The 18,515-nt window shown below is 62.8% G+C and carries 16 protein-coding genes and 1 other RNA gene; 10 read left to right on the plus strand and 7 right to left on the minus strand.

The window, feature by feature from the left end:
• The 4 genes from ACHFGA_RS08925 to ACHFGA_RS08940 form a co-directional block, all read right to left on the minus strand.
• Nucleotides 1-716 (minus strand): hypothetical protein (locus tag ACHFGA_RS08925; RefSeq protein ID WP_394282040.1); only part of this gene is annotated, 716 nt, incomplete at its 3' end.
• A 15-nt stretch (nucleotides 717-731) separates the two neighbouring features.
• Nucleotides 732-1,721, minus strand: a complete 990-nt coding sequence (locus ACHFGA_RS08930; RefSeq protein WP_394282041.1) for an SURF1 family protein — start codon at nucleotides 1,719-1,721, stop codon at nucleotides 732-734.
• A 15-nt stretch (nucleotides 1,722-1,736) separates the two neighbouring features.
• Nucleotides 1,737-2,207, minus strand: a complete 471-nt coding sequence (locus ACHFGA_RS08935) for a low molecular weight protein-tyrosine-phosphatase (RefSeq protein WP_394282042.1) — start codon at nucleotides 2,205-2,207, stop codon at nucleotides 1,737-1,739.
• Nucleotides 2,194-2,841 carry an HAD-IA family hydrolase gene (locus ACHFGA_RS08940; RefSeq protein ID WP_394282043.1) on the minus strand — a complete coding sequence of 216 codons (648 nt, stop codon included), beginning with the start codon at nucleotides 2,839-2,841 and terminating at the stop codon, nucleotides 2,194-2,196. The genes ACHFGA_RS08935 and ACHFGA_RS08940 overlap by 14 nt, the downstream gene beginning before the upstream one ends.
• 56 nt (nucleotides 2,842-2,897) lie before the next feature.
• Here ACHFGA_RS08940 and ACHFGA_RS08945 point away from each other — a divergent pair, with 56 nt between their 5' ends.
• The 6 genes from ACHFGA_RS08945 to ACHFGA_RS08970 all read left to right on the plus strand — a co-directional run bounded on the left by ACHFGA_RS08945 (nucleotide 2,898) and on the right by ACHFGA_RS08970 (nucleotide 9,162).
• The gene (locus tag ACHFGA_RS08945; RefSeq protein WP_394282044.1) at nucleotides 2,898-4,046 is read left to right on the plus strand and encodes a Nif3-like dinuclear metal center hexameric protein; all 1,149 of its coding nucleotides are present in this window, start codon (nucleotides 2,898-2,900) and stop codon (nucleotides 4,044-4,046) included.
• Nucleotides 4,047-4,064: 18 nt separating this feature from the next.
• Nucleotides 4,065-4,754 (plus strand): zinc ribbon domain-containing protein, encoded by a 690-nt coding sequence (locus ACHFGA_RS08950; protein ID WP_394282045.1) that lies wholly within the window; start codon nucleotides 4,065-4,067, stop codon nucleotides 4,752-4,754.
• Nucleotides 4,755-4,756: 2 nt separating this feature from the next.
• Nucleotides 4,757-5,914 carry a bifunctional RNase H/acid phosphatase gene (locus ACHFGA_RS08955; RefSeq protein ID WP_394282046.1) on the plus strand — a complete coding sequence of 386 codons (1,158 nt, stop codon included), beginning with the start codon at nucleotides 4,757-4,759 and terminating at the stop codon, nucleotides 5,912-5,914.
• A gap of 16 nt (nucleotides 5,915-5,930) precedes the next feature.
• Nucleotides 5,931-6,348, plus strand: an RNA gene (gene rnpB / locus ACHFGA_RS08960) — RNase P RNA component class A.
• 384 nt (nucleotides 6,349-6,732) lie between these two features.
• On the plus strand, nucleotides 6,733-7,608 hold the full coding sequence (locus ACHFGA_RS08965; RefSeq protein WP_394282047.1) for a hypothetical protein: 876 nt from the start codon (nucleotides 6,733-6,735) through the stop codon (nucleotides 7,606-7,608).
• 159 nt (nucleotides 7,609-7,767) lie between these two features.
• Nucleotides 7,768-9,162 carry an RNB domain-containing ribonuclease gene (locus ACHFGA_RS08970; RefSeq protein WP_394282048.1) on the plus strand — a complete coding sequence of 465 codons (1,395 nt, stop codon included), beginning with the start codon at nucleotides 7,768-7,770 and terminating at the stop codon, nucleotides 9,160-9,162.
• Here the strand turns inward: ACHFGA_RS08970 and ACHFGA_RS08975 are convergent.
• Nucleotides 9,159-10,415 (minus strand): galactokinase, encoded by a 1,257-nt coding sequence (locus ACHFGA_RS08975; protein WP_394282049.1) that lies wholly within the window; start codon nucleotides 10,413-10,415, stop codon nucleotides 9,159-9,161. The genes ACHFGA_RS08970 and ACHFGA_RS08975 overlap by 4 nt on opposite strands.
• 89 nt (nucleotides 10,416-10,504) lie before the next feature.
• On the opposite strand from ACHFGA_RS08975, the gene ACHFGA_RS08980 reads away from it, so the two are divergent.
• Nucleotides 10,505-10,711 (plus strand): hypothetical protein, encoded by a 207-nt coding sequence (locus tag ACHFGA_RS08980; RefSeq protein WP_394282050.1) that lies wholly within the window; start codon nucleotides 10,505-10,507, stop codon nucleotides 10,709-10,711.
• A gap of 26 nt (nucleotides 10,712-10,737) precedes the next feature.
• Here the strand turns inward: ACHFGA_RS08980 and ACHFGA_RS08985 are convergent, their stop codons facing one another.
• Nucleotides 10,738-12,366: a CHAD domain-containing protein gene (locus tag ACHFGA_RS08985; protein WP_394282051.1), complete on the minus strand. Its 1,629-nt coding sequence runs from the start codon at nucleotides 12,364-12,366 to the stop codon at nucleotides 10,738-10,740.
• Nucleotides 12,367-12,432: 66 nt separating this feature from the next.
• On the opposite strand from ACHFGA_RS08985, the gene ACHFGA_RS08990 reads away from it, so the two are divergent.
• Genes ACHFGA_RS08990 through ACHFGA_RS09000 form a run of 3 tightly spaced genes read left to right on the plus strand, consistent with a single transcriptional unit; the run spans nucleotide 12,433 to nucleotide 17,134 of the window.
• Nucleotides 12,433-13,761, plus strand: coding sequence for a glutamine synthetase family protein (locus tag ACHFGA_RS08990; RefSeq protein WP_394282052.1), 1,329 nt, complete (start codon nucleotides 12,433-12,435; stop codon nucleotides 13,759-13,761).
• 13 nt (nucleotides 13,762-13,774) lie between these two features.
• Nucleotides 13,775-16,804, plus strand: a complete 3,030-nt coding sequence (locus tag ACHFGA_RS08995) for a bifunctional [glutamine synthetase] adenylyltransferase/[glutamine synthetase]-adenylyl-L-tyrosine phosphorylase (protein WP_394282053.1) — start codon at nucleotides 13,775-13,777, stop codon at nucleotides 16,802-16,804.
• Nucleotides 16,805-16,843: 39 nt separating this feature from the next.
• Nucleotides 16,844-17,134: a hypothetical protein gene (locus ACHFGA_RS09000; protein ID WP_394282054.1), complete on the plus strand. Its 291-nt coding sequence runs from the start codon at nucleotides 16,844-16,846 to the stop codon at nucleotides 17,132-17,134.
• Between the two features lie 15 nt (nucleotides 17,135-17,149).
• Here ACHFGA_RS09000 and ACHFGA_RS09005 read toward each other — a convergent pair whose 3' ends face one another.
• Nucleotides 17,150-18,511, minus strand: coding sequence for a nitrate/nitrite transporter (locus ACHFGA_RS09005; protein WP_394282055.1), 1,362 nt, complete (start codon nucleotides 18,509-18,511; stop codon nucleotides 17,150-17,152).
• Between the last annotated feature and the right edge of the window lie 4 nt (nucleotides 18,512-18,515).

Here is an 18,515-nt window from a genome sequence, read left to right on the forward strand (position 1 = left end):
CCCTCGAAGGTTGTGGCTATCTGCCCGTCCATTGCCACGGCCTCGAGCAGGTCAGACTCGGCATCGACGGCGCCGAAGTCAGGGTCGAGGTGATATTCGATATCGCGGACGTTCCACTCGCCGATTTGGAAGCGCATGGAGCCCCGGGTGGGGTCGTCGGCATCTTCGAAGAACACCACATCGGAGATGTACGCATCGCTGCCCGCAGCCGTGGCGGCTTCCTCGAGGAAGTCTAGAAGGTCATCTTTGGTACAGCGCAGCACCTGATCGTCATCTGCGAAAACGCGGTTAAACATCAGCTCGCCGGCTGGGTCACGGGAGGCTAAGAGGCTCACCAAAGGGCGGCGGCGAAAGAGCTCGACATCGTCGCTAAGCGCGTCCTCAATGTCCTCCGGCTCCACGCCCTCGCGCGTAGCGATACCCACCTTGTCCAAGAACAGCATGGAAGAGCCAGCTAGGCGCGTGTCAGCTGCAGTCAGCTTGTCGGCGCCCACATTGTCGATCCGTGCCAGTGGTTCCGCGGAATCCTCAGGCTGCGATTGCTCATCCAGGTCCTCGCCGGCAATGGCAGGGCCCGCCTGCGGCTCAACCAAGGCGGCTTCGTGTTCAGGCTTGACAACCGGCTTTTTCAGCTCTGGGTCTAGCTCCGGTTGGTTAGGTGGGTGGTTTTCATTCTCGTCTTCGTTTCCGTTGAACAAACGCTTGAGAAAGCTCATTGTGTCGCCTATTCCTTAGAATCGTTCTTCGTCTCGCTGCGTGTTGCGCGCCCAGTGATTGCGGCGCGAATCTCCGTAGCGGTTGCGCATGCGCTGCGCCTGCCTGGATCCATTATCAGCCATCGCCTTGTCCTGTGCAGGGGCCTCATCGTTTTCTGGATGGGGATCCGGGCCGGCACTCGGCGCGGCATCGATCCCAGCTAGTTCTGCTTCCTCTTCCTTAACGCGACGACGCTCCTTGAACTCCGCGCGGATGAAGTACAGCAGACCCAAGGGCGCCATCACCCCGAAAGCGATCCACTGCAGGCCGTAGGACAGGTGGTTGCCGCGGTCAAGCTGGGGGAGTGGTTGAGCATTCAACAGGCCGGCTTCGTCTGGGAGCAGCTGGATCCACGGTGCGGCGAGGTCTTCGTCGATAAGCGAAGAGATCTGCTCCGTGTTGATTGAGTACACCTGCGTGTACCCCTGATCCTCAAGCGGAGGGCTGTGGTGGACGCCTTCGTCGACTCGGATCAAACCGGTGATGGTGACGGGCGTGGATGGTGCGGGTTCGAAATCAGGGACTTGGGTGCCGTCGATGGCTTCGACCCAGCCGCGGTTAACCAAGATGGTCTGCCCGTTGTCGAGTTCGAAGGGGACCATGCCGTGGAAGGCTGGAATCGAATCCACAGGGCGCAGGCGCAGGAGGACCTCGTCGTCGGGCTGATACTGCCCGGTGAGGGTGACGCGGGTCCATTCGTTGTCGCGGTCCCACGAGCCATCAGGTGCCACGATGTCCGTCACCGGCACCGGATCTACCTCGAAGGCCTGGGCGATGCGCTCATTGCGTTCGACGATCGCGTCGTCCTTCCCCAACTGCCAGGGGGCGAGGAAACTGAATGCGAAATAGGAGAAAATGATGATCAGGACAGCCGTGATCACCCAGCCGGGGGTTAGGAATTTTTTCCACCAGGCTGAGTTGGCCGGCTGTGCCGAACTGTTCGTCCTTCTCGCGGTAGTGCTCACAAATACCTACTGTACCTAGGCTTCTAGCTGTTCCCGAACCCACGACACAATGCCTGGGGTGGCCGCCTCAATTTGGGTACGGGTGGTGGTGAAACCTTCCGGGCCGCCGTAGTACGGGTCGGCCACGCTCGCCTGGTCGGGGGACTCAGGATCGAAGGAGCGCAGCAGGCGCACCCGCTCTTCCGGAACACCGCGGGCCACCAGTTCGGAGACGTGCCCGGTATCCAAGGCGATGAGGAGGTCTGCGTCGAAACGATCGCCGCCGAACTGGCTGGCGCGGTGCTTCGAGCCGTCATAACCGTGATCGCGCAGCTCCTGCACGGCGCGCTCGTCGGCAGGGTTGCCCACGTGCCATCCGCCGATGCCGGAGGAGGTGACCTTGACCTGGTCGGCAAGTCCTTCGCGCTCGAGAGCGTCGCGGACGATCACCTCGGCCATCGGGGAGCGGCAAATATTACCCGTGCAAACGAAATCAATATGCAGCATGAAACTTCCTTATAATCTGATCGAGTTCTTCGGTGGTGGTTGCGACGTACTTCGCCCGCGCCCACTCGTCGGCAGTGCCATAGCCCCAGGTCACGGCGCACGTATCGACGCCAAATGCGGCCGCCCCTTCGATGTCGTGGGAACGATCACCCACCATCAGGACCGGCTCGCCTTCTAGGTCGACATTATCCTTGACGTACTGGATCACCTGTTTCTTCCCGCGACGGGTGCCATATTCCTCGGCCGCGCCGATGAATTCAAAGAGGTCCAGCATTCCTTCGCGCTCAAGGATAGCGCGGGCAAAGCCTTCGCCTTTCGACGTCGCCGTGATCAAGCGGAACCCGTCTGCGCGCCACTGCTCCAGCAGCTCTTTGACCCCGGGATAGGCCTTCGCCTCGGCCCATCCGCCGCCTCGCGTGTAGTCCATGTAGGCGTCGAAGGCGCGATCCACCGTGGGCTGGTCCATGCCCAGGCTTGCCATCGTTTCCTCCATGGGCGGGCCGGCGATGCGGCTGATCCGCTCCTCGGACGGGGTAGGCCACCCCACCTGGTCCAGGGCGTGGAGGAAGCCGGCACGGATCCCGGGGAAGGAATCGATGAGGGTGCCGTCGACGTCAAGAAGTACCGTAGTCACGCCCTCCAGCAAACCACACTCGGGTCATGTCCGCCCGCTGCTCTAGGATGGGGCACATGACTGAAACAGGTTTGACCGTTGGTGACGTTGTCCGCACCCTCGACGCTGCTTACCCGCCCCACCTGGCTGAATCGTGGGACGCCGTGGGGATGGTCTGCGGCGATCCTGACGACGAGGTGACCCGCGTCGCATTCGCACTCGACTGCACCCAGGAGGTGGCCGAGGCCGCCGTGGAGGCAGGCGCCCAGCTGCTGGTCGTGCACCACCCGTTGCTGCTGCGCGGGGTGGAATCGGTGGCCGCGAACACCCCGAAGGGCAAGGTCATCCACACCCTGCTGAAGGGCGGATGTGCCCTCTATACAGCGCACACGAACGCGGACTCGGCGCGCCCCGGCGTGAACGACAAGCTCGCTGAGCTGGTGGGCATCACACCTGGCCGCCCCATCAAGGTGGTGGACCCGCGCGCCCGCGATAAGTGGGGCGTGCACATTCCGGCCGCAAACGTGGACACGGTGATGGCAGCGCTTTTCGACGCCGGCGCCGGCCGCATCGGCAACTACGCTGAGTGCGCTTTCCAGATCGAAGGCCGTGGCGGATTCACCCCCTTGGAGGGCGCGGACCCGACCGATGGGGTCGTCGGCAAGCACTATGCTGATGCCGAAACGCGCGTGGAATTCGTCGCCGATGCCCGGATCCGGCGCACGCTTATCGACGAGCTGCGCCGCGTCCACCCCTATGAAGAACCGGCCTTTGACATCACTGCCATGGAGCAGGACGTGGACCTTGAGACCGCTACGGGCTTGGGGCGTATTGGCGAACTGCCGGAGCCGATGACGCTGCGCGAATTCACCCAGCAGGTAGCCAACGCGCTGCCTGAAACCGCGTGGGGCGTGCGCGCAGCGGGTGATCCGGAGCAGATGGTGCAGAAGGTCGCCGTCAGCTCCGGGTCGGGCGACAGCTTCTTGTCGGACGTGGCGGCGCTGGGAGTCGATGTGTACGTGACCAGCGACCTGCGCCACCACCCCGTCGACGAGCACCTGCGCGCCGGCGGGCCCGCCGTGATCGATACCGCGCACTGGGCCAGCGAGTATCCGTGGACCACGCAGGCAGCGGGTATCGTGGCAGATCTTGGGGTGGACACCCACATCATTCCCACGCGCACCGACCCGTGGACAGTATCCGCGCACCCACAGAACGCGAAATAGCCACAAGGAGAATTATCGATGAAACTAGCCGCTGACAAACAGCCCCTGCTGCTTGAGCTTGCCGACGCAGAACGCTCCGCCGGCCAACCCCCAAAAATTAGCCCGGAGCAGGAAGAACTAGACAAACTAACCAAAGAGCGCGCACGCATGGCCGACGCCACTGGCTCTGCACAGCTTGCTGTCGACGACATGGAGCTGGAGATCCTGCGCATCCAGGAAGATGAGCGCAAGCTGAAGCGCCGCGAACTGGACAACAAGAAGCAGCTCGGCGCGGAGACAGACCCGGAGCGCCGCAAGGACCTAGAGCACGATACTTACGCCACGAAATCGCGCATCATGGACCTGCTGTCTGAGCTGAAAGAAGCCCACAACGAGATCGCCGCGCTGCGCAATAACCGCGACGTGCACGGCGCCAAGCTCTCGGACCTGGACGCCAAGATTGAGGTAGCACGCCGCGCCGCCGAAAATGCGCCCGAGCCTAAGGCTGCCGCGGATCCTGCAGAGATTCGCGCCCAGCTGCCCGCCGACGTGCTTGAGAACTACGACGATGCCGGCGCCGCCCCCTTCACCCACGGCCGCACCTGCGGAGGCTGCTTCCTCCAGCTGCCACCAGCCGAGCGCGAAGAGATCAACGCTGTGCCCGCCGACGAGGTTCCCACCTGCCCCAACTGCGGCACCTACCTGGTGCGCAGCGCCACGGGGAGCTAAGCGTGAAAATCACCATTTACGCCGACGGCGGCTCCCGAGGCAACCCCGGTGTGGCGGGTTCGGGCACGGTGCTTTACGACGAAGACGGCGACATTCTTCGCAAGATCGTCTACGTTGTCGGGCAGAAGGCCTCCAATAATGTTGCCGAATACCACGGCCTGCTGCGCGGCTTGGAAGCTGCCGCCGAACTCGGTGCCACCGAGGTGGACGTGTTCATGGACTCCAAACTCGTCGTCGAGCAAATGAGCGGGCGCTGGAAGATCAAACATCCCGACATGCAGAAACTGGCGCTGGCCGGGCAGAAGCTGGCGCGTGGTTTTGATTCTGTCACCTATCAGTGGGTGCCACGTGACAAGAACAAGGTCGCCGACAAACTGTCCAACGACGCCATGGACGCCGCCGCCCGCGGCACGGAACCCGGCATCGTCGGGCAGGCCCCACAGCAGGCGGAGCCGGAGGCGGAACCGGAGCACGAGGTGGCCACCCACGCCCACTGGAACGGACTTGAGGACACCCCAACCCGCTTCATCCTGCTGCGCCACGGCCAAACCGAGCAGTCGGCGGCCAAGGTCTTTTCCGGTTCCTCCGATCCGCACCTCACCGACGTAGGTGTTGACCAGGCGCGCCGGGCTGCTAATTGGATTGCTGCCACCGAGGACATCGGGAAGATCAGTGCCATCGTCTCCTCGCCGCTGCGACGTACCCAGGAGACAGCGGCGATCGTCGCCGAGAAACTAGATCTTGAGTACCAGGTGGAAGACAAGTGGCGCGAGATGGACTTCGGCGCCTTCGAGAACCTCACCCGTGCAGAAGCTCTGGAACAGTACCCGGAGGAATTGCCGGCGTGGGAATCGTCGATAAGCGTGGCTCCGCCCAACGGGGAATCGATCGCAGCGATGCACCGCCGCATCACCAGTGCACGCAAGAACCTCCAAGAAAAGTGCGAGGGGACAACGGTGCTCGTCGTCACGCACGTCACGCCGATCAAATCGATGATCCGCCAAGGGCTCAACGCCAGCGGGGACCTGTTTGCGCGGATGTTCCTGGACCTCGCATCGATCTCCGTGGTGGAGTTTTATCCCGATACCGCGGTGGTGCGGCATGTCAACGACACCGCACACCTGCGGGCAGATTGGGACAATCGAGGTGCCGGCGCGTAGAGTAAATGCTTGCGAATGAGCCGGCCGGGTGATCGCGGCACCCCGAACTAGCTGCACGAATGTGGCACAAGCGGGGGTCGAGGAAAGTCCGGACTCCACAGGGCACGGTGGTTGCTAACAGCAACCCGGGGCAACCCGCGGGAAAGTGCAACAGAAAGCAGACCGCCCAGCACGTACTGGGTAAGGGTGAAAGGGTGCGTTAAGAGCGCACCGGCATGCGTGGTGACACGCGTGGCCAGGTAAACCCCACTGGGAGCAAGGCAATACACCGCGCTTTTGGGCGTGGTGGTTCGGATGGTGAGGCGGCCCGCTGAGTCCGAAGGTAGCTGCTTGAGGCCGCCAGCGATGGTTGGTCCAGATGGATGATCGCCACCCGCGCCGTGCGGTTTTGTGCGGTGCGGGGACAGAATCCGGCTTATAGGCTGGCTCATTCGCCCATTTTCTTCTCTTTTTAGCCCGTTTTCGGCTCCTTTCTCCCGTTTTTCTCCTCCTTTTTCGCAAACCGATATAGTCCTCGCTACATAGTGCGACTAACTTGTTGAAACCTTATTGACAACCCGCACTATGGTCAGAGGACTATATCGGTTTGCGGTTGGGGCGGGCATGGGGCGGCGCTGGAGCGGCCGGGGGCCGAGCCGGCATCAAGCCAGAGTTATCCACAGGCAACTCGCTCCACGGGAGTTATCCACAGGTTTTCAAACCATCGGATGCGGGAACCCAGAAGTCGCGCCATGATTAACCACATGGGGGAGACACCAACTGAGAAGATCATTCAGCGTCGAAAAGAAATCTTGGCGGAATGCCGCTACCTAAGAACCGTGTCAACGAACGAACGTTCATTGCTGCGCAAACTTGAATCGGGGGAGATGCTCAAACTGGCACCACTTTTTGCGGTGCCCAAAGAAGCCTACGAAGCTTTGCCGTTCTATGAAAAGCGCTGGTTGCGCGGTATCGCGTGTGGTCGGTCGTCGACATCGGCGGTGGTCGTCGGAAAGTCTGCAGCCCGCGTGCACACGATGTGGGGAATCGCCCGCGCTGAGGAACCGACCGAGCTGGCGCTGCCGGGCGGGGGAGTACTGCCTCCGCGCCAGCAGCTGCCCAACACTCTGTATCGTCGAAGCGCTCTCAGTGAGGAGGAACTGATTCAAGGCGACCATGTGCGCGTGACGACGAAGGCTCGCACCGTTATCGATATCGCCCGGTGGCATGGGTTCGACGATGGGGTGGTGGCCGCCGATTGGTTTTTGAAACAGGGAGGGACCAAGGAAGAAATGCGGCGCGAATTGGGGCGGCTGGGGCCGGTGAAAAATAAGGGGATTGTGCGGAAAGTGATTGAGGCGGCGGTGCCGAATTCGCAGTCGCCCTATGAGAGTCTGCTGCGCGCGGCCATTGTTCGGGAAGACATCCCGATCCTCGGTGCGCAATATGAAATTGCGGGGTTCCATGTGGATATCGGGTTGACGCTGCTCAATGGGGTTGAGGTGGATGGGGATGAAAAGTACGACGAGACCTTCGGCAGCCCGCCCGAGCTGGTGATCACCCAGGAGCGTGCGCGGGAGAAGAAGATCCAGAACGCGGGGATGCGGCTGCTGCGGTTCCGGCCGAAGGAGATCGTTGATAGTCCTGAGAAGGTTGTTGCCGAAGTGCGTGCCGCGTTGTCGCGTGAGAAGGAGTTGGGTGGGCGAGCCGGGTAGGGGGCACTCACAAACCGATATAGTCCTCTGCCCATAGTCAAGGTTGTCAATAAGGTTTCAACAAGTTAGTCGCACTATGTAGCGAGGACTATATCGGTTTGCGGGAGGGCACGGAGGCATCCAGACCAGCGCCCGAAGTTTCTGCCATACTGGTGTTCTATGAAGCTCTATGCTGCGCCACTCAACTTCCGCTCCATCGCCCGCGAATTTGAGGTGCCCACAGAATTCACCCCGGAGCTGCACGAAGCGGCGGCATCGGCAACTGACAGGTTCGCGGAACAACGCAAGGATGCGCGCCATATCCCATTCGTGACAATTGATCCGGTCGGCTCGAAGGACCTGGATCAGGCGGTGTACATCGAGAAGCACGCAACGGGTTTCACGGTGCAGTACGCGATGGCGGATGTGGCAGCGTTCATCGGTCCGGATTCGCCGCTGCGGGAGGAGTCTCTGAAGCGGGGACAGACGATCTACCTGCCGGATGAGCCGGCGCGGTTGCATCCGGAGGAACTGTCGGAAGGCTCGGCAAGTTTGCTGCCGGACGTAGATAGGCCTGCGGTGTTGTGGACCTTCCACCTGGATACCAGCGGCGATGTGGACGACGTGTCTGTGGAACGCGCCATGATCCATTCGGTCGCGCGCCTTGATTATGACGGGGTGCAGGAGGATCTGGATCAGGGCCGCATCCACCCCTCGATTGAGTACCTGCCCGAGGTGGGGCGGCTACGGCAGGTGAGCAGTCTTCGTCGTGAAGCGATCAACTTGCGCCTGCCGTCGGTGCGCGTGGACCAACTGGAGGATGGCCGCTACGAGCTGCAGATTGAGCCGCGGCACCCGATCATGGACTACAATTCGGAGATTTCCCTGCTCACGGGCATGGCGGCGGGCCAGATGATGCAGCGGGCGGGCGTCGGTTTTCTGCGGACGCTGCGCCCAGCGAACGCTGAGTCGGAGGCCACGTTCCGCGCTGAGGTGCGGGCCCTCGGCTTTGAGCTGGGGGACACGCCGATCGGAGAGTTCTTGAGCCGCATCGATGCCGACACCCCGCGCGGGATGGCCGCGATGCGTGAGGCGCAGAAGCTGCTGCGAGGTTCCGGCTACGTGTGGTTGGCGGATAAGGATCCGGAGGTGCATGCGGGCATCGGCGGCTATTACAGTCACGTCACCGCGCCGCTGCGGCGGCTCATCGATCGTTACGCTACCGAGGTTTGCCTGGCCATTTCCGGTGGCTCCGAGATCCCAGAGTGGGTCACCGCGGATGCAGCACAGGTGGCGAAGACGATGGGGCGGACCTCCCAGCTGGCCAACGCGGTGGATCGCGCCTGCCTCAACCTCACCGAGGCCACCGTGTTGCAGCCGTGGGTGGGGCACAACTTCGATGGGGTGGTCTTGCTTTCCGACGAAGCCCGCTCCACGTGTCGCATCTTCGTCAATGACCCGCCGGTGCTCGGCGAGTCATTGGGGCACCCCGCCGAGGGCACTGAGACGAAGTTCTCGCTGATCAGGGCCGATGTTGAGGACCGTGAGGTCAGGTTCGCCTGGCCAGCAGACTAGTGCTTTTCGACGAGGCCAGCCACCTGTCCGCGAGCAATCGGGAAGACGTGGAAGCCGTCGTCGGCAAGATCGGCGGCGAAGTTCTTGGACTTCTGAATGGGTGTAAAGGCGATGACTGCCTGGCTCATGCCGGCGGCCGCTGGACGTGCCGCGACTGCCCCGCGTAGTGACATCAGCTGTACCAGCTCGTCCGGTGTTTCCAGCCCGTGGGTGTGGTACGGGGTGTCCAGCAGGTGGAAGAGGTCATTGGTGTTGCGGGAGCGTAGCGCCTTGGCCACGGCGAGTGCGCGCAGCGTTTCGTTCTCGCTGAATTCCAGCCAGGCCTTCGCCTCATCAACAGTGGGCATGCCTTCAGTGCCCTTGACCTGGCGGACGGCCTCGAGCCATTCCACGGTGCGCGGGGTGGCATCCGGGATGGAGCGCAACGAGTCAGTTCCGAAGTTCTGGCAGGCCTTGGTGATGAAGGTGCGACGATCGGCGATCAGCTTGGCTTGCGAATCGTCAGCCTTGCCTAGGTCCTTGGCCACGGCGAACACGTCGACGCCGGCGCGCTCTGGGTGGGGCGCCTGGGTGACGGAGCCATCGGCGTAGTCGATGACGGAGACGGTCTCACCCTTGCCACGCAGTGCGGTGGTGTGGCGGGCGCGCAGCACCGGCATGGAAGAGTACTGGTCCACGGCTTGGGTGCAGACTTCGGCGATGCGGCTGCGCAGGGGTGCCTCGTCGAGATCGTCATTGTCGGCCAGCAAAGCGAGGGCGAGTGCGACGTCGGCGGCGTACATCGCCCCGAGGCCGGCGCCCAGAGGAATGTCGGATTCCACGGTGATGTTGAGGCCCGGGGTGTCGCGGGTGAGCATCTGGCGGCTCATCAGCGTGTTAATGATCCCGCCGAAGCGGGTGGCGATTCCCAACTCTTCCAGCACGGGCTCCGGTTCGGCGTCTGGATCGGAGTGGCGGGCGGTCGCCCGTTCAGCGATGGCGGACAAGGTGGTGTCGTCGTTAAGTTCCGTGCCATTGGCGGTGCGGAAAGTGACGTGGAGGGCGTCGTCGTCACGCTCGGAGAAAGCGACGGCGGCGCGGAGGTCCGACAATCCGACGATGGTCACGCCACCGTAGTGGTCGACGTTTTCGCCGGTCAATACCCAGGTGGCGGGGGCGTCGGCGGTGTGTGTCGGTGCGGTTCCGGTGAGTTCCTGGTGGGTGGCAATAACGCGGTCAGCGGGGGTGGTGTCAGGGACGGACCACAACGGCATAATAAACAGCTACCTTTCTTCGGACGTGTACTGGCCCCACACTACCAACGCGGGCGGGTACAGTGGTGGGCAAAAATAAAGGAGGAACTATGGCAGAAAAGTTTTATTACGACACCAAGACCGGCGAGGTCACCCAAGGTAAGGAAACCAACTGGGATGACCGCATGGGCCCCTACGACACCCGCGAAGAGGCTGAAAACGCGATGAAGATCGCAAACGAACGGACCAAGGCCGCCGACCGCAAGGACGAGGCCGACGACGACTGGGGCGAGCCGGCCTCCTGGGAAAAGAACTAGAACCTGTGGCGCCGGCCCGTTAGTGGCTAGCGCTTCTTCTTTTTCTTGTTCTTGATGCGGTCGAATGCCCGCTTGATTTCGGCGATGACGTCGCTGTAGCCGTCCAAGGCTGCGGCGGCGTTTGTCATTTCTACCTGGTAGAGCATGCCGTAGGCGAAGGTGTCCTCGCCACGTTCGGCGGCGTCCTGTGCCAGGTCATGCAGGCGGTCGCGGGCGGTGACTGCGTCTTGGAAATCGCCCAGTTGGGACTGCAGAGTTTTGCACGCCTTGGCTAGCTTGCCCGTCTTCAACGTCGACGCTTCACCCACGGCCTCTGCGGCGTAGCGTAGTTTCTTGGCGGTCTTGCGGGTGTCGTGGACGTAGTTTTCGCGCTCATGCAGGGGAAGTTCTGGGTTGTCGTAGTTTTCCTGCACGTGGCGGTGGCGCTTCATCAGCTTTTTGTAGGCTTCCGCGAGTGAGGAGTAGAGCACCTCGGCGGTGCCGGCTGCGTCGGCGGCGTCGGCTTTGCCAGCGGCGGCAGCCGCTGCGCCAGCCGCTGCCGCGTCCACCCGCACCGACGCAGCATGGGCGATCAGGTGGTCGATGGAATCCAGCAAGGCCAGGTACCGGTCCGAATCTAGAGCGCGGACGATATCGGCGTGCGCGGCCTCGTACTCCTTGCGCATGTCATCGTGGATGTGGGCGCGGGCGGTGTTGTCGATCAGCCCGGTCGGGTCGGAATCGAGCAGGTCGTGGAAGCGTTCCTCCACTACTTCCGCGTCGCGCGCCACACCGAGCACGCGCGCCAGTTCCTTCAACTCATTCTCGATGTGGCGCATCTGCTCATGCTCAAGCACGCCCTCAAAAGTTTCCAACTGGCTGCGCAGCTCGCGGGTGGCCACGCGCATCTGATGCACAGAATCCCACTCGTCGCGCCGCACCTTCGGGTCCCATTCGATCAAGGAGTTACGGTTCGCCTTGATAGCTTCCACCACGGCGTAGGCGGGGTCCTCTTCATCCAGGGGCTCGCCAGCCAGGTGCGGGGGTAGGGGAGCGGAGTCCACCGTGTCACCCAATGCAGCCACCAGCTTCGATGGGCTGGCAGAGACCCGCGCACCGGCAGAGATCAAATGGGTGGTGGCGTTGCGGATTAGCTCAGTGCCCTCCTTGGTGCCGGGCATCTCACCGGCCAGCTCTACTTCCCATTCGCGCCACGTCTGCTTCTGGCCACCAGGCAGCAGGGACCAAGCGGTCACCCGATCATCGCAGAACTCTGCAACTGGGGCGCCGGCATCGTCGAGAAGCGTGACCTCGCGGCGGTTATTGTCCACCTGGGCGATCGGCTCCAGCGGCAGGTCGCGCACAATTGCGCGCACCTGGGAAAGGATTTCAGGCGGGATCTTCGCCGGGTCGGTCAGTTCCGCCCCCAGCTCCAACCGGCCCTGGCTGGCCGGCATCTTGATGTGCCAGCCGTCATCTTTTCCGCCGGTGCGTCGTCGCAAAGTGATCTTGGCGCGGGTCAAGCGCAGGTCACGGGTGTCGTAGTAGATGGCGGACAGGTGCTGCTCGGACACCTCGCCCTCGGTGGCGACGGCGTCCAAGGCGGTCAGGTCGGGGGTAGGGGTGGTGTCGTCGACGGCGAACTTCGCCTCAACTTCCAAAAATCCGTGTGTCATGGGATCCTGCCTTTCGGGGTGCTTTTCCCATAATGCTAGTCGGCGCGAAACGCTACAGTCGGAGGTATGAATAGCCAACAGGAATATGTCCTCAGCACGGTTGAAGAACGTGGCATCCGATTCATTCGCCTCTGGTTTACTGACATCTCCGGCTCCCTGAAGTCTGTCATGATGAGCCCCAGCGAACTGGAAGGCGCATTCGAGGAGGGCGTGGGTTTTGACGGTTCCTCCATCGAAGGCTTTTCCCGCATCAGCGAATCCGACACGCTGCTGCTGCCGGACCCCTCCACATTCCAGATCCTGCCTTTCGACGCCGACGAGCCGGACATGATCTCCGCGCGCATGTTCTGCGACATTTCCATGCCGGACGGCAACCCATCTTTTTCTGATCCGCGTCACGTGCTGCGCCGCCAGGTGGACAAGGCTGCCGACGAAGGCTTCACCTGCAACGTGGGCCCAGAAATAGAGTTCTACCTGGTCAGCCGCGAGGACAAGGAGGAACCTGTCGACGACGGCGGCTATTTTGATCAGTCAGCCTATAACCGGGCGCCGAAGTTTCGTCGTGAAGCGATCCACGCGCTGGAATCCATGGGCATCACCACGGAGTTTTCTCACCACGAAACCTCGCCCGGACAGCAGGAGATCGACCTGCGGCACGCGGACATATTGACGATGGCGGACAACGTGGTCAGTTTCCGCTACCTGATCAAGACGGTCGCGGCGAATTCCGGTGTGCGCGCAACCTTCATGCCCAAGCCCTTCCAGAAACACGCGGGATCTGCGATGCACTCCCACTTCTCCCTCTTCGAGGGCAACGCCAACGCCTTCCACGACCCGGATGATGAGATTTCGCTGTCGATTACGGGCCGCCGTTTCATCGCCGGCATCTTGGTGCACGCGCATGAGATCTCCGCGGTGACCAACCAGTTCGTGAACTCCTATAAGCGCCTCGAGTTCGGCGCGGAGGCACCGACCGCCGTGACCTGGGGCGTATCCAACCGCTCGGCGCTGGTGCGCGTGCCAACGTACCGCCTGAACAAGCCCGCTTCACGACGAGTGGAAGTGCGCTCCCCAGATTCTGGGGCTAACCCCTACTTGGCCTACGCTGCCATCCTGGCCGCGGGGCTGAAGGGGATCCGTGAGGAATATACGCTGGCCGAACCTGCCGAAGACGACGTCTTCGCGCTGACCCGCAGGGAACGCCGCGCCCTGGGTTACCGCGACCTGCCCGGCAGCCTGGATGAGGCACTGCGCCACCTTGAAAAGTCCGAGTTCATGGCGGAAGTGCTCGGCGAGCAGGTCTTCGAATACTTCCTGCGCTCAAAGTGGCGCGAGTGGCGCGAGTACACCGACCAGATCACCGAGTGGGAACTAGCCACCAACTTCAATATCTAAAGGAGCGATCGCTGTGGCACGCAGCAACCAACCATCCCCGGCCGTGCTGGGCCTGTCCAGCGAGCACGCCACCGCCGACCTTGAGGCATTGGACTGGGACAGCGCCGCCATCTTATGGACACTCGCCGGCAGCGGCGACCCTGATCTCGCCTTAAACAATGCTCGCCGCCTGCACGAAAACCTCGGCGAAGGCTACGGGGAGCTCTTGCAGGCGCTTCACGACGACGACACCTTACGCACCCGTTTCATGGCACTGCTCGGCGGATCCACCGCACTGGGCGATCACCTGGCGGCGCACCCCGAACTGTGGCGGGAGCTGCAACGCCCTCGTCCCACCCGTGAAGAAATCTTCCAGGCCATGCTCGGTTCTGTCGGCGTGGAAGGAACCGGGCCGGGCACCTACCGCGCCGGGTGTGAGGGCAAGGACGCCAAGAACGCGCTGCGGATGGCCTATCGCACGCTGATGATGCGCGTGGCCGCCGCTGACTTGGCCGGCACCTTTGCCGCTCGCAAAGGTTATGGGGCCGATGCGCCGCGCATCGAGTTCACCGAGCTGACCCAGCTGCTCACCGATATCGCCGACGCAGCACTGACCGCCGCCCTGGCTGTGGCGGTGCGCACCGTCTACGGCGATGAGGAACCAGATACCCGCCTGGGCGTGATCGCCATGGGAAAGTGTGGTGCGCAGGAGCTGAACTATATCTCTGACGTGGATGTCATCTTCGTTGCCGAACCCGCCACTACCAAGGCCATCCGCTTGGCCAGCGAGTTCAACCGCATTGGCTCCACCTGTTTCTTCGAGGTGGACGCCAACCTTCGCCCCGAGGGCAAGTCCGGCGCTTTGGTTCGCACGATTGAATCGCACGTGGCCTACTACAAGCGCTGGGCCGAAACCTGGGAGTTCCAGGCGTTGCTCAAGGCACGCCCCATGACGGGTGACATGGAACTTGCCCACGAATACAAGCAGGCCATCGACCCGATGGTGTGGGAGGCCTCCACCCGCGACAGTTTCGTCGACGACGTGCAAGCCATGCGCCGCCGCGTGTTGGACAACGTGCCGCCGGACATGCGCGACCGCGAGCTCAAACTGGGCAACGGTGGCCTGCGTGACGTAGAGTTCGCCGTCCAATTGCTCCAGCTTGTGCATGGGCGTTTCGACGAGTCCCTGCGCGTGCTCAATACGGTGAAGGCGCTGCAGGCGCTGTCGGGTGGTGGCTATATCGGGCGTGACGACGCCGCCAGTTTGATCGAGGCCTACGAGTTCTTGCGCCTTCTCGAACACCGCCTGCAGCTGCACCGTTTCCGCCGCACCCACGCGCTGCCCGCAGAAGATGACGTCGCCGCCCGCAAATGGTTGGCCACCACCGCCGGGTTCACGGCCACGGTGACCAGAAGTGCCGTGGAGGAGATGGAGAAGCACCTGCGGGAGGTCCGCCGCAGGGTGTCCAACCTGCACGCGAAGCTCTTCTACCGCCCACTGCTGAACTCTGTGGCGCAGCTCAGCGCCGGCGAGGCCTCCTTGAGCCCCGATTCCGCGAAGCTGCAGCTCGGTGCACTGGGCTACAAGCACCCGGACCGTGCGCTGGAGCACCTCAACGCCCTGGCCAAAGGTGCCAGCCGCAAGGCAAAACTGCAGGCCATTTTGTTGCCCACGCTCATGGAGTGGCTCGCCGAGACTGCGGACCCGGACGCCGGCCTGCTCAATTACCGCAAGTTGTCCGATGCCGCTTTCGATCGCACTTGGTTTTTGCGCATGCTTCGTGATGAGACGATCGTCGGCAAGCGCCTTATGACTATTCTGGGTACCTCGCCCTTTACTGCGGACCTGATCATTCGCGCGCCGGACGTCGTAAAGCTGCTTGGCGACGGTGCGAAGCAGCCCAAGCTTCTGGACGCCGCCCCGGATCAGGTGTACAAGGCGATCATTTCTTCGTCGAAACGCCACCAAGACCCGGATAAGGCGGTCGATGTGGCGCGTGCTTTACGACGATCAGAGCTGGCGCGCATTGCGTCTGCTGATCTGCTGGGGCTGATCGATGTGCGCGAGGTATGCGACGAACTGACCTGGGTGTGGCGTGCCGTGCTGCAGGCCGCACTTCTTGCGGAGGTCCGCGCTGACCTGGTTGAACGTGGGGCGGAGGAGCCGCTGGCGCGGATCGCGGTGATCGGGATGGGGCGCCTGGGCGGCAACGAGCTGGGCTACGGTTCTGACGCGGACGTGATGATCGTGGCCGAACCTGCCGAGGGGGTCGACGAGCCGGAGGCGCTGAACTGGACCACGAAGATCGTCGACCAGCTGCGCCGGCGCCTGGCGAAGCCCTCTGGGGATCCCGCCTTGGAGGTGGACCTGGGGCTGCGGCCGGAGGGAAGGTCGGGGCCAGTGGCGCGCACCGTCGCGTCCTATGAGCGCTACTACAAGGAGTGGGGTGGCGTGTGGGAGAAGCAGGCGCTGCAACGCGCCACCCACGTGGCCGGTGATGAAGAATTGTCGACGCGGTTCCTGCAGACCATCGATAAGTTTCGTTACCCCTCAGGCGGGGCCAGCGAGGCCGATATCCGCGAGGTGCGCCGCATCAAAGCCCGGGTGGACAATGAACGCCTCCCGCGTGGCGCTGACCGCAACACCCACACCAAGCTGGGCCGCGGTGGGCTGACCGACGTGGAGTGGACCGTCCAGCTGCTCACCATGATGCATGCCGACGAGTACCCCCAGCTCCACAACACCTCCACCTTGGAAGTGCTCGATTTCTTGGCCTCTGAGGAGGCGGCGGAGATCATCGACGCGGAGCAGGTGGAATCCTTGAAAGCTGCTTGGCTGCTGGCCACGGATGCCCGCAACGCCCTGGTGCTGGTGCGCGGTAAGCGTACTGATCAGTTGCCTAGCCCCGGGCCGCAGTTGGCCCAAGTCGCTGGTGCGGTGGGTTATGATCCGCACAATAACCAGGAGTTTCTAGAGGATTACCTGCGAACCACGCGGCGTGCCCACCGCGTGGTGGAGGAAGTCTTCTGGGGTGAGGAACCGACGTTCGAATTCGAGGAGTAGGGGAGTGCGCGGAGCTCAAAGCGTGCCTAGCATGGGGGCATGGCTGTAAATATGACAATCAACCTCGAAGACGCAACTTTTTCTGACCTGGTGGCCCTCGTGCAGGCTGCGGAGGTGGCAGGCGTGGACAAGCTGGCACCGCTGAAGCTGGAGGACTCCACGCTATCGATCACCGTGACCACGCCCGGTGTCACGCGCTTGGGCGCGGACCAGCCCCCAAGCCAGGGCGCTAACACGCAACCGGATTCGGTGGGGCAGTTGGGGGATGCGGCGATCCGCAGCGTGATCGATATTTTGACGGGCAAGCAGGAACCACCGCGCCACAACTAACTTCCGGTGGGTGGGTTAATCGTCGTGACGCGGTTCCTGCTCATCGACGATGACCACGGGGCCAGACGACGCGCGGGCCGCCTCGCCGCGCTTGAGAATCACCCGTGATGTGATCAGGCCGATCATGCCGATACCCCACACGACGAACACGGCAAGCCAGGCGAAACGGAAATCGGCCCACTGGTACTCCAGCCCGTGGGAGGAGTGGTCCAGCAGCAGGCCCATCAGCTGGGCGGCGAGCATCCCTGCGATGAAGCCACCCATGTTGGCCATTCCGGTGCCGGTGGCGACCACGGAGCGGGGCAGTTTCTCACGCACGGAATCGAAACCATAGTTCGCGGCGGGGGTGAGAATGCCGATGAATAGCTGCATCACGATCACAGCCGCCAGGGTGCGCGGGGTCGGCGACCAGAAGAACGCAACCCATCCGACGGTGTGCACCAGCGAAAAGAAGATGCCGGCAAGCTCGCGGCGTTGCCCCGCGCGCGAAGACACCATGCCCATCAGCGGGCCGGCCAGAATAGTCACGGCGGTGTTGACCACAAGGACTATGCCGGCGACGGCCTCAGAAAGGCCCATGCCCAGCGTCATCAAAGGTACGCCCCACAGCAGGGAAAAGACCAGCATGTAGACCATGGACACCCAGTGCAGGAAGAAGGCCTGCCAGCACACCGCGGAGCTGAACACCGTCTTCAAGGAGCTGGACAGGCTCATGCGTTCTGCGCGTTGGCGAGCGGAGTTCTCCATGGTCTCGCCAGGCGAGCCCTCAGGCGCATCCGACACGGCAACGATGGCAGCCAAGCAGACCAGCACGCCCACCCCGCCCAGGCTCAAAAACGCCACGGTCCAACCGGAGGTGTTCAGCAGCCACAGGAAGGGGACCGCGGATAGGAACTGGCCGATCTGACCAGCAGCAGAGGTGAGCTGGGTAAACAGTGGCGTTTTCTTCATGGGGAACCAGTAGGGCAGGATCCGCATGACGGAGAGAAAACCGGTGGCGTCGCCAAGCCCGATCAGGACGCGGGCACCGATAGCGACCCAGTAGCTCGTCGTTAAGCCCAAGATCGTCTGTCCGGCAGCCATGATCAGCGCGCCGACGACCAGCATCTTCCGGGGCCCGAAACGGTCGATGAGCAGGCCCATCGGGATCTGTGCCAACGCGTACACGCCGATCTGCACAGCGGTAAACACGGCGATGCGGGACGCGTCCACGTCGAATCTTTCGATGGCGTCCACGCCCGCCACGCCGAAGGACGTGCGGCCCAAAATCGCCACGATGTACACGGCCAGCGCCGCCAACCACACCGTAAGGGCTTTCGTGGTGACGACTTCGCGCGGGTCCGGGCGCGAACCAGATGCTGACGAGGAAGATGACATATCG

This window comes from Corynebacterium sp. (genome assembly GCF_043426755.1).
In the GTDB taxonomy this organism is placed as follows: domain Bacteria; phylum Actinomycetota; class Actinomycetes; order Mycobacteriales; family Mycobacteriaceae; genus Corynebacterium.

Excerpts from the sequence above, each read along its gene's own strand:
- ACHFGA_RS08945 (WP_394282044.1), top strand. The coding sequence starts at position 2,898 with ATGACTGAAACAGGTTTGACCGTTGGTGACGTTGTCCGCACCCTCGAC.
- ACHFGA_RS09005 (WP_394282055.1), bottom strand. The coding sequence starts at position 18,511 with ATGTCATCTTCCTCGTCAGCATCTGGTTCGCGCCCGGACCCGCGCGAA.
- ACHFGA_RS09000 (WP_394282054.1), top strand. The coding sequence starts at position 16,844 with ATGGCTGTAAATATGACAATCAACCTCGAAGACGCAACTTTTTCTGAC.
- ACHFGA_RS08980 (WP_394282050.1), top strand. The coding sequence starts at position 10,505 with ATGGCAGAAAAGTTTTATTACGACACCAAGACCGGCGAGGTCACCCAA.
- ACHFGA_RS08985 (WP_394282051.1), bottom strand. The coding sequence starts at position 12,366 with ATGACACACGGATTTTTGGAAGTTGAGGCGAAGTTCGCCGTCGACGAC.
- ACHFGA_RS08975 (WP_394282049.1), bottom strand. The coding sequence starts at position 10,415 with ATGCCGTTGTGGTCCGTCCCTGACACCACCCCCGCTGACCGCGTTATT.
- ACHFGA_RS08990 (WP_394282052.1), top strand. The coding sequence starts at position 12,433 with ATGAATAGCCAACAGGAATATGTCCTCAGCACGGTTGAAGAACGTGGC.
- ACHFGA_RS08935 (WP_394282042.1), bottom strand. The coding sequence starts at position 2,207 with ATGCTGCATATTGATTTCGTTTGCACGGGTAATATTTGCCGCTCCCCG.
- ACHFGA_RS08950 (WP_394282045.1), top strand. The coding sequence starts at position 4,065 with ATGAAACTAGCCGCTGACAAACAGCCCCTGCTGCTTGAGCTTGCCGAC.
- ACHFGA_RS08970 (WP_394282048.1), top strand. The coding sequence starts at position 7,768 with ATGAAGCTCTATGCTGCGCCACTCAACTTCCGCTCCATCGCCCGCGAA.